Below are 9,927 nucleotides of genomic sequence, written 5' to 3'. Positions count from 1 at the left end.
CAGCACACAGTAAGGTTAGAACGTTTCAAGCGCAAATCGTTTCGTATCCGGTTATCAAGGCGCAAGTCCTTGATTGTTCCTTGGACAAGCTTGTGTTTGTGGCGGCGTAGCTCAGCTGGCTAGAGCGTTCGGTTCATACCCGAAAGGTCGGGGGTTCGATCCCCTCCGCCGCTACCAATATCGTCTGTCCATCTTATGGAGGCTTAGCTCAGCTGGGAGAGCATCTGCCTTACAAGCAGAGGGTCGGGGGTTCGATCCCCTCAGCCTCCACCATCTTCGATTTATAATCGAAGAACCTATATGATATCGCGGAGCCGTGGTGTAGAGGCCTAACATGCCTGCCTGTCACGCAGGAGACCGCGGGTTCGAATCCCGTCGGCTCCGCCATTTCATTACACGAACTATTAACATGAATAATATTTGGCTCGGTAGCTCAGTTGGTAGAGCAGAGGACTGAAAATCCTCGTGTCGGCGGTTCGATTCCGTCCCGAGCCACCATATGTTTCTTCCGGTATAGGCGAGCGTAATCGCGAGCATCCTATCGGCGGGTACTGTGGAGGGTTAGCGAAGCGGCCAAACGCGGGAGACTGTAAATCTCTTCCTTCGGGTTCGGTGGTTCGAATCCATCACCCTCCACCACTTTTTTCACAACATGATACGCAGCTTTGAAGTGTAAACCGAACCCAATTCGGGGACCCTGATTGTTGCGAGCCATTAGCTCAGTTGGTAGAGCACCTGACTTTTAATCAGGGTGTCGAAGGTTCGAGTCCTTCATGGCTCACCAGTTTAGACATGACAGCGGACGCGCAGGCGTCCGCTTTTTTGCTGTCCGTTGGGACCATCCCGGCTGAACCGAAGCAATTTGCAGTCAGCAGGGTGATTTTTCATCTATTGGGGAACAGTAAGGAGCAAACCGCTGCACCGGGAGGATCTTCCATGATCTACATCTACGCGCTCGGGCTCTCCTTCGTACTTGTGTTCCTCATAGTACCGATCGTGCGCGCCGCAGCGCTCAAGCTGGGCTTCGTCGACCGTCCGACGAAGCGCAAAGTGCATCAGTCGCCTATACCGCTCAGCGGAGGCGTCGCCATCTATGCGGGCGTCATCCTCACGACTTGGTTGTTCCTAGGCGACAGTTCGATTCTTCGCGTCCTGGCATTGGGTGGGGGCCTGCTCGTAGCGGTCGGCTTGGTCGACGATTCCTTCAAATCGAGAGCCCGCGACTTCCCGGTCTGGCCTCGGCTGATCGTCTACATCGGGGTGTCGCTCATTCCATCCGCCTTCGGCATTCAGATCGCCGGCATCTCCGCGCCTTCGAGGTCGGCGATGATTCTGTTCTCGCCGGGCTGGGCTGCCTTCTTCACGCTGCTATGGGTATTCGCGCTGATTAACATGTTGAACTTCATTGACGGGATCGACGGCCTCGCTTCCGGCGTCAGTGTCATCTCCTCCTTCACGCTGTTCGTCGCCTCTCTGATCGGCGAGCAGGATGTGACCGCCTTAATCGGCGTCGCGCTGGCCGGCTCGTGTCTAGCCTTCCTTGTCTATAACTTCCATCCCGCGCGGATCTTCATGGGCGACGCGGGCGCCACCTTCCTCGGCTACACCCTCGCCGTGACGGCTATCAACGGTACGCTGAAGGGAGCGACGTTCCTCTCGCTGCTCGTTCCCGTGTTGGCGCTGGGGGTTCCTTTTCTCGATACCATTATTGTGTTCTCGCGCCGTCTGCTTGAAGGGAAAGGGCTTCATCGGGCAGATAATCTCCACACGCATCACAGCCTCATGAGATGGGGCCTCACGCAGGTTCAGACCGTCTCCTTCCTCTATCTAATTGCGGCGGTGTTCTCGTTGCTGTCTATCGTCATCCTGCTGATGCTGCGTTAAAGGGCGCCATCCCCTCCTATCCTCTAATTGTGCTACAATGTGGATAACAATACAGGGATGGGGGGCGTGCAGCGATGAACAAAACGCAACTGCAGCGGATCCAGCTGCTGACCGGCGCACCCGCGGAAGTCCAGTCCATGACGCTGTCGGATTGGGAGCGGATCGGCGGCTCCAAGCATCCGGTGCTCGGCGACTGCATCGAGCTGCGGCAAGAGAGCCTGCTGGTCGTTCGCGTAAGCGCGGCTGAATTGCAAGTTCTCCGCATTCATAGCGCGTTAACGCCTCTTGAACAGGAATTGCTGAAGTGGGCAATTCAGCCGTCCCAGCAACGGCCGCAGGGCGGGTCCAGCGATTCGGAGCGGCAGGCGAGACGGCTAGGCGAATGGATCGATCAGAGCCTCTCGCTCGGGGAGATGAGGGCGGAGGTCCCGGAGCGATTCGAACTGGGCGGACGATTGTTTGATGGGATGATTCCGTTCTTGCTTCACAGCGAGCAGCAGGCCGAAGAGAGAGAACCTTCCTATGCAGAGCTGGAGAAGGTGCTGAGATCATTTATCTCCGACGAGATGATGCTCATTCCGATTCGAGAGCGGGAATGGCTCGTGCTTGGTTCCGACCGTCTGCTGGCAGAGGTTGAAGGGGCGGAGGAGGATATCGTCGACCACGACGTGACGAAGGAGGCGCTGCATTCACTCGCGACGGGGCTGCATCAGATGGTGACGGAGGAATGGGGCGGCGAGTGCCATGTGGCGGTTGACTTGCCGATGATTCCGAGCGAGAGCCTCGTTCAGACCGTTGCGACGCTAAGGGACACGATGTATCTCGGACGCAAGTTCCATGCCGGGCTGCACGTTCACCTCCCTTGGATGGTCCATCTAGAGCGGCTGCTGAGCGGTATACCGGAAGGGACGCGGCTTCGCTTCATGGAAGAGATGGCGGCAAGGCCGGACCTGTTCACGGAGCCGGAGACGATCTCGACGCTGGATGCGTTCTTCGCGATGGACTGCAACGTGAGCGAGACAGCCAAGAAGCTGTTTATCCACCGCAACACGCTCTTATACCGTCTGGACAAGCTGAAGCAGGAGACCGGGCTCGACGTTCGCTCCTTCAACGACGCGGTTCTTGTCCGAATCATGCTGTTATTGTACAAAGTCACGAAAAGGAAATGAATTTTTTGTACGCTTTGTGCATAGTCATTCGACATGCCTCTGCGGTAAGATATCACTGTACCTTAAACGGAACGTTAGGGGGATATATCAATGGCAGGCGTACGTTTAGAGCATGTTTATAAAAAATATCCAGGTGCCGACAAAGCTTCGGTTACCGACTTTAACCTCGACATTCAGGACAAAGAGTTCCTCGTGCTCGTAGGCCCTTCCGGCTGCGGCAAATCGACGACTCTCCGGATGATCGCAGGTCTCGAAGAGATCTCCGAGGGCAAGCTGTACATCGGCGACCGTGTCGTGAACGACGTCGCTCCGAAAGACCGCGACATCGCGATGGTCTTCCAGTCCTACGCACTTTATCCGCATATGAACGTTTATCAGAATATGGCATTCGGCCTTAAGCTTCGCAAATTCCGCAAGGACGAGATCGACCGCCGCGTTCGCGAAGCGGCTCGCACGCTCGAGATCGAGCACCTGCTCGACCGCAAGCCGAAGGCACTGTCCGGCGGTCAGCGCCAGCGCGTCGCCCTGGGCCGCGCGATCGTCCGCGAACCGCAAGTGTTCCTGATGGACGAACCGCTCTCCAACTTGGACGCCAAGCTGCGTACCCAAATGCGCGCTAACATCTCCAAATTGATGAAGCGCTTGGAGACGACTTGCATCTACGTTACCCACGACCAGACGGAAGCTATGACGATGGGCGACCGCATTGTCGTCATGAAGGACGGCTTCATTCAGCAAGCTGCTACGCCGGAAGAGCTCTACAACCATCCGGTCAACCTGTTCGTAGCTGGATTCATCGGCGCTCCTGCGATGAACTTCATTACGGGCCAACTGGTTGAAGCTGGCGGCGCTGTTCACTTCAAGGCAACCGGCGTCGACGTTGAAGTTCCGGAAGGCAAAGCGAAGGCGCTGCGTGCGAAGGGCTACGTTGGCCGCGAGGTCATCATGGGCGTTCGTCCGGAAGACATTCACGAAGAGCCGGTCTTCATCGAAGCTTCTCCGAAGTCGATCATCAATGCGAACATCGAAGTATCCGAGAACCTCGGCCACGAGATGTTCCTCTACCTGAACGGTCTGGGCAAAGACAACGTCATCGCCCGCGTAGACGGCCGCTCCGGACTGCAAGAAGGCCAGAACGTGAAGCTGGCGATCGACATGAACAAGATCCATGTCTTCGACTTGGACACGGAGCTTAACATTCTCGAGAACTAATCGTTATCCTTTATAAGACGCTCGGCCTTGGGCCGGGCGTTTTTCATTGCTGGGCGCTCTCGGGTAGGTGCAGATGGGACGCGGATGAGGCTTGGGTGCGTTATCGTTGATTTCCTGCTTTTTTTTAGATACGATGAATAGGACTATGGAAGGAGCCTTGTGATGGGTAAAAAAGTGAGAGTATCCGAGCTTGTTCACCAGTTCCAGCTCGAAGTCGTTGCTGGCGGCGATGGCCTGCGCCGTACGATCGAGACGGACGACTTGAACCGTCCAGGGTTAGAAGTGGCGGGTTATTTCGCCTATTATCCGGTTGATCGGGCACAAATTCTCGGCAAGACGGAATTGGCGTTCCTAGAGACGCTCTCCCCTTCGGAACGGCGGGATCGTATGACCCGGCTCTGTACGGACGAGACGCCTTGCATCATTATTACACGCGGATTGGACGTTCCTGTAGAGCTGGTCGAGGTTGCGAATGAGCGCCGCTTCCCGGTTCTGCGCAGCACCGTGGCTACCACGATTCTGCTCAGCCGCATCACCACCTTCCTCGAGAAGAAATTGGCGCCAACTGCAACCATTCACGGCGTATTGGTCGATGTTTACGGCGTCGGCATGCTGATCACGGGCGGCAGCGGCATCGGCAAGAGCGAGACGGCGCTGGAGCTCGTGAAGCGCGGCCATCGTCTCGTCGCGGACGATGCAGTCGAGATTCGGCAGACGGCGGACAACCTGCTCTACGGCAGCGCGCCTGAGCTGATCCAGCACCTGCTAGAGATTCGAGGCCTGGGGATTCTGAACGTCATGACGTTATTCGGCGCTGGCGCCGTGCGGACGCAGAAGCAGATCAGCCTCGTTATCAAGCTGGAGAACTGGCAGCAAGAGAAGCAGTACGATCGGCTCGGGCTGGATGAAGAGACGACGAAGATCATTGAAGCTGAAGTGCCGCTCGTGACCGTGCCGGTTCGACCGGGACGGAACTTGGCCGTCATTCTGGAAGTGGCTGCGATGAACTTCCGCTTGAAGCGGATGGGCTACAACGCGGCGCTGCAATTCACGAACAAGCTGACGGAAGCGATCGCGGACGAAGACTATGAATAATCGACCGATCTCGGCTCGGTAGAGCCGGGATCGGCAGGACGGAGGATAAAGATGTTGCCGTTATTGAAGCTGGATCCTGTCGCATTCTCGATAGGATCGATATCCGTACATTGGTACGGATTAATTATCGGAACGGGAGCCCTGCTGGGGCTGCTGCTCGCAATCTGGGAGGGCAAGAGGTTCGGGCTGACGTCTGACTTCTTCCTGGATTTGATGCTGTATGGCGTGCCTTCCGCTATCATTGCCGCGCGCTTGTACTATGTAGGCTTCAAATGGGACTATTACAGCCAGCATCCGGGAGAGATCATCGCGATCTGGAACGGGGGCATCGCGATCTACGGCGCCATTCTCGGCGCATTGATCTGCGGATACTTCTACTCTCGTTATAAAGGATATTCGTTCTGGCGGATCGTCGACATCTGCGCGCCGTCCCTGCTGGTCGGCCAGATGATCGGCCGCTGGGGCAATTATGTCAATCAGGAAGCGTACGGCGGACCGGTGGACGAGTCCTTCCTGCGCCACACGCTTCATCTGCCCGCGTTCATCGTGAATCAGATGAACGTGGACGGCACGTATCATCATCCGACGTTCTTCTACGAGTCGATGTGGAGCTTGGTCGGACTCATCATCCTGTTCGTGATCCGCAGGCAGTGGAGGTGGCTGCGGGCCGGCGAGATGTTCTTCGCCTACTTGATCTGGTATTCGATCGGCCGCTTCTTCATTGAAGCGCTTCGCACGGACAGCCTGGCCTTCAAAGGCTCGGACACGCTTGCCTCGTTCGTCAATTGGCTGTGGTCACCGATGAAGTGGTTCGGCTTCGAGCTTGGCGATCTAGATCCGGCATACGGCAACGTGCGCATCTCGCAGCTGCTGGCGATTGTCTTCATCATTGCAAGCTTCATTGTGATTGCCATTCGACGCCAGACGGGCATGGCCAAGGAGCGGTATTCCGATCCGGTCATCAGCACGAAGGGTCCGTCTGCGAAGGACGGCGGCGGTTCCTCAGCAGCTGCGGACACCGAGGCCCGCAACGCCGATGACGGGGCAGCGGGAGAGGCTGGCGTCTAACGCGTCGGCTGAGCAGAAATATAGGAACGGGGATAGGATGCCGGCATGAGCAATAGAGAGATCACAACCGTACTGTTTGATTTGGATGGCACGATCATCGACACGAACGAATTGATCATTGAGTCGTTCCTTCACGCGCTGCAAGGAATCGTCCCCGATACGTTCAGCCGCGAGGACATCATCCCGAAGATGGGGCTCACGCTGAAGCAGCAATTCCAGATCTTCTCGGGGCGCGAAGAGGTCGATGATCTCATGAAGATCTACCGCGCTTACAATCTATCTAAGCATGACGAGATGGTATCGCTCTTCCCGGGCGTCGCCGAAGCGATTCCGCAGCTTCGGGCACAGGGGATGAAGCTTGGCGTCGTCACGACGAAGATGCGGGATTCGACGGAGCGCGCGCTGAGGCTGCTAGGCGTCTATGACGCGATGGACGTCATCGTGACGCTGGACGACGTCGAGCACGCGAAGCCGCATCCAGAGCCGGTGCTGAAGGCGATCCGGGCGCTTGGCTCGGAGCCCGCGGCGACGCTGATGATCGGCGACAGCACGGCGGACATCGAGTCGGCGATTCGTGCGGGAGCGGTTCCGATCGGCGTCGCCTGGTCGCTGAAGGGCGAAGAGGTGCTGAAGAATGCGGGAGCGAGGCATATACTGCGCGACATGAAGCAGCTTTTCACCCTTATTGGAACGGAGCAGTGAACGCGTGAGAAGGCTGGAACGGTATCCGGTGGAAGGGCCGAATTCGCTGTGGCAAGTGTACAGAACGGTATCCCGCTGGAAGGCGGTCCGCAATTTTATTTTTATCCAATTGGCACGGTATTGTCCGGAGCTTCGGGTGAAAAATTGGATTTACCGCCATGTGCTGGGCATGAGAGTCGGTAAGACGACATCGTTCGCGCTGATGGTCATGGTGGACGTGTTCTTCCCCGAGCGGATTACCGTCGGAAGCAACAGCATCATCGGTTACAATTCGACGATTCTGACGCATGAGTATCTGATCCAAGAGTATCGTCTGGGCGATGTTCATATCGGCGACGGGGTCATGATCGGGGCGAATGTGACGATTCTGCCGGGCGTCACGATCGGCGACGGCGCGGTCGTAGCGGCCGGTTCGGTCGTTCACCGCGATGTGCCGGCGAATGCGCGGGTAGGCGGCAATCCGCTTCGCGAATTAGGGTCGGACTGAAGCGGCGCGTGCGGCATTGGATGGGACAAGGATGGGAATAGATAGCCGAGTTGGATGAGAGGCGAGGAGGGCGAACGGCCGCATGGCCGGGCGTTCAAGCTGCTTGGGGTCCAACTCGGCTATTTGGCTTCGGGGAAGCGAAATGTGATGAGAGGGGCCATCGGATTCGCTAGGGCAGATCGCCGGCGCGGAGCGCGGGACGTTCCCGCCATCGCGGGAAGAGCCGGATGCAAGGCACCGCCGTCGGGTTGACGCTCCGGGGCAATCGTGCTAAAGTACATAGTATCCTTTATTTTGGCAGTATGGTAACATGTTAGAACTTTAAAGCACTAAAGATATAGATCAGAATCGAGGTATTGTTGTGTCGAAGCCAAAAGTATTTGAGAAGCCGATCGGGGTCAGGGATTATCTGCCGAACGCGGTAGCCAAGCTTAGGCGCATCGAGCAGAATGTGCTGGACTGCATGCGGCGCTGGGGCTATGAGCAGATCATCACCCCGACGATGGAATATTACGATACGGTCGGCGTTGCCAGCTCCACGTCCGATCAGAAGCTGTTCAAGCTGCTCGATCCGCGCGGCACGACCATCGTGCTTCGCTCGGAGATGACTTCGCCGATCGCGCGAGTAGCGGCATCGCTGCTGAAGGAGCGGCCGTTCCCGTTGCGGCTCAGCTATCACGCCGGCGTGTTCCGCGCCTTCGAGGACGAGGCGGGACGGGATGCGGAGTTCTTCCAGACGGGTGTGGAGTTAATCGGGGATTCTTCTTCGGAAGCCGATGCCGAAGTGATCGCGCTGGCGATCGCTTCGCTGCGGGCTGCCGGTGTTCCGGCGTTCAAAGTGGCGGTCGGGCATGTCGGGTTCCTGAACGGATTGTTCCAAGAAGCGCTGCCCGGCCGGACTGAGGAGCAGGAAGCGTTGAAGGAGTGCTTGCTTCAACGGGATCACGTCGGCTACCGGCAGACGCTTAGTCGGCTGTCGCTGGATGACCAAGTGCGCTCGGAGCTGGAGGGTATTCTTCGTCTCCGCGGAGGAGCGGAGGTCTGCGAGCAGGCGCTTGGCTTAAGCGCCAGCCGAGAAGCGCAGGCTGCGATCCGGCAGCTGTGCGAAGTATGGGATGTGCTGGGCGCTTACGGCGTGCAGGAGCATGTGCTGATCGATCTGACGATGATCGGGGATTTCTCCTATTATACGGGAATTAACTTTGAAGGCTATGCGTCCCATCTCGGGTTCCCGGTATGCAGCGGCGGGCGCTACGACAACCTGCTGAGCCAGTTCGGCCGCCCGGCTGCGGCGACGGGCTTCGCGCTCAAGACGACGCGCATTCTGGAAGTGGCGGAGGATGATACGCCGGCAGAAGGCGGGCGGACGCTAATCGTCTACACGCATGAGCAAAGGCGGGAGGCGCTGCAGGAAGCAGAGCGGCTGCGCGCGGAAGGGCTGCTCGTCGTGACGGAAGCGCTGGATGCGGCATCGCCGGAGTGGGGCGGACTTCGCGAGCGGGCTGCGCGCGTCGAGACGTTCGAGCACCGGGGAGCGGATTACGACAGCCTGCTCGTGTACGGAGTCGGAGAGGAGGCGCGGCCATGACGGGGAATGACCGCATGATGGAGAAGACGGCTGGCGATAGTGTATTGAAGGTAGCGATGCCCAAGGGGCGTATCTATAAGCAAGCGAGCAAGCTGTTCCGGGAGGCGGGACTGCTGATTCCGGAGGACTTCGACGATTCGCGCAAGCTGATCATTCCGGTGCCGGAAGCGAACATGGAGTTCATCATGGCGAAGCCGGTGGACGTGCCGACATACGTGGAATACGGTGTAGCGGATATCGGCATCGTTGGCAAGGATGTGCTGATGGAGGAGAACAAAGACGTCTATGAGCTCATCGATCTCGGCATCGCGAGGTGCCGTATGTCCGTGATCGGCTTGCCTGGCTGGAAGCCAGTCATGTATCCTCGTGTGGCGACGAAGTACCCGAGCGTGGCGTCGCAGTACTTCCGCGAGGGCGGTCAGCAGGTGGAGGTCATCAAGCTGAACGGCTCGATCGAGCTGGCGCCGCTCATCGGCCTTGCCGACCGGATCGTGGATATGGTCGAGACGGGGCAGACGCTGAAGGAGAACGGGCTTGTTGAGATGGAGACGCTGTTCCAAGTGACGAGCCGCTTGATCGCCAATCGCGTCAGCTACCGGCTGAAGAACCAAGCGATTCAGGAGCTGTGCGACCGGCTGGGACAGCGGATCGCGGCGCGGGGATAGTTAGGGCGGATGATCGTTCGCCCGATGAACATATAACGACGGCTGCGTAAACCGGAA

At 57.9% G+C, this 9,927-nt stretch carries 9 protein-coding genes and 6 tRNA genes; all 15 read left to right on the top strand.

Annotated features, from left to right (window positions below; translation table 11 throughout):
• Positions 1 to 100 precede the first annotated feature (100 nt).
• Positions 101 to 177 (top strand) — tRNA-Met (locus tag H4Q31_RS18935).
• Between the two features lie 20 nt (positions 178 to 197).
• Positions 198 to 273, top strand: a tRNA-Val gene (locus H4Q31_RS18930).
• A gap of 37 nt (positions 274 to 310) precedes the next feature.
• Positions 311 to 387 (top strand) — tRNA-Asp (locus tag H4Q31_RS18925).
• A 35-nt stretch (positions 388 to 422) separates the two neighbouring features.
• A tRNA-Phe gene (locus H4Q31_RS18920) sits at positions 423 to 498 on the top strand.
• 57 nt (positions 499 to 555) lie between these two features.
• A tRNA-Tyr gene (locus H4Q31_RS18915) sits at positions 556 to 639 on the top strand.
• A 69-nt stretch (positions 640 to 708) separates the two neighbouring features.
• A tRNA-Lys gene (locus tag H4Q31_RS18910) sits at positions 709 to 784 on the top strand.
• A gap of 152 nt (positions 785 to 936) precedes the next feature.
• A complete protein-coding gene (locus tag H4Q31_RS18905; protein WP_185180618.1) occupies positions 937 to 1,884 on the top strand; it encodes an MraY family glycosyltransferase in 948 nt (315 codons plus the stop codon).
• A 74-nt stretch (positions 1,885 to 1,958) separates the two neighbouring features.
• Positions 1,959 to 3,053: a PucR family transcriptional regulator gene (locus H4Q31_RS18900; RefSeq protein ID WP_185180617.1), complete on the top strand. Its 1,095-nt coding sequence runs from the start codon at positions 1,959 to 1,961 to the stop codon at positions 3,051 to 3,053.
• A gap of 90 nt (positions 3,054 to 3,143) precedes the next feature.
• Positions 3,144 to 4,265: an ABC transporter ATP-binding protein gene (locus H4Q31_RS18895; RefSeq protein ID WP_185180616.1), complete on the top strand. Its 1,122-nt coding sequence runs from the start codon at positions 3,144 to 3,146 to the stop codon at positions 4,263 to 4,265.
• A 162-nt stretch (positions 4,266 to 4,427) separates the two neighbouring features.
• Positions 4,428 to 5,360 carry an HPr(Ser) kinase/phosphatase gene (gene hprK / locus H4Q31_RS18890; protein WP_185180615.1) on the top strand — a complete coding sequence of 311 codons (933 nt, stop codon included), beginning with the start codon at positions 4,428 to 4,430 and terminating at the stop codon, positions 5,358 to 5,360.
• A 51-nt stretch (positions 5,361 to 5,411) separates the two neighbouring features.
• Positions 5,412 to 6,428, top strand: a complete 1,017-nt coding sequence (gene lgt / locus H4Q31_RS18885; protein ID WP_185180614.1) for a prolipoprotein diacylglyceryl transferase — start codon at positions 5,412 to 5,414, stop codon at positions 6,426 to 6,428.
• 45 nt (positions 6,429 to 6,473) lie between these two features.
• Positions 6,474 to 7,130, top strand: coding sequence for a pyrophosphatase PpaX (ppaX, locus tag H4Q31_RS18880; protein ID WP_185180613.1), 657 nt, complete (start codon positions 6,474 to 6,476; stop codon positions 7,128 to 7,130).
• Positions 7,131 to 7,134: 4 nt separating this feature from the next.
• Positions 7,135 to 7,617, top strand: coding sequence for an acyltransferase (locus H4Q31_RS18875; RefSeq protein ID WP_185180612.1), 483 nt, complete (start codon positions 7,135 to 7,137; stop codon positions 7,615 to 7,617).
• 361 nt (positions 7,618 to 7,978) lie between these two features.
• Positions 7,979 to 9,205: an ATP phosphoribosyltransferase regulatory subunit gene (locus H4Q31_RS18870; protein WP_185180611.1), complete on the top strand. Its 1,227-nt coding sequence runs from the start codon at positions 7,979 to 7,981 to the stop codon at positions 9,203 to 9,205.
• Positions 9,202 to 9,870: an ATP phosphoribosyltransferase gene (gene hisG / locus H4Q31_RS18865; protein WP_245347490.1), complete on the top strand. Its 669-nt coding sequence runs from the start codon at positions 9,202 to 9,204 to the stop codon at positions 9,868 to 9,870. The genes H4Q31_RS18870 and hisG overlap by 4 nt, the downstream gene beginning before the upstream one ends.
• Positions 9,871 to 9,927 lie beyond the last annotated feature (57 nt).

Origin of the sequence: Cohnella lubricantis, assembly GCF_014212015.1 — a bacterium.
In the GTDB taxonomy this organism is placed as follows: domain Bacteria; phylum Bacillota; class Bacilli; order Paenibacillales; family Paenibacillaceae; genus Cohnella; species Cohnella lubricantis.
The sequence above is the reverse complement of the archived record's forward strand: the minus strand, read 5'-3'. Positions and strand labels throughout refer to the sequence as shown.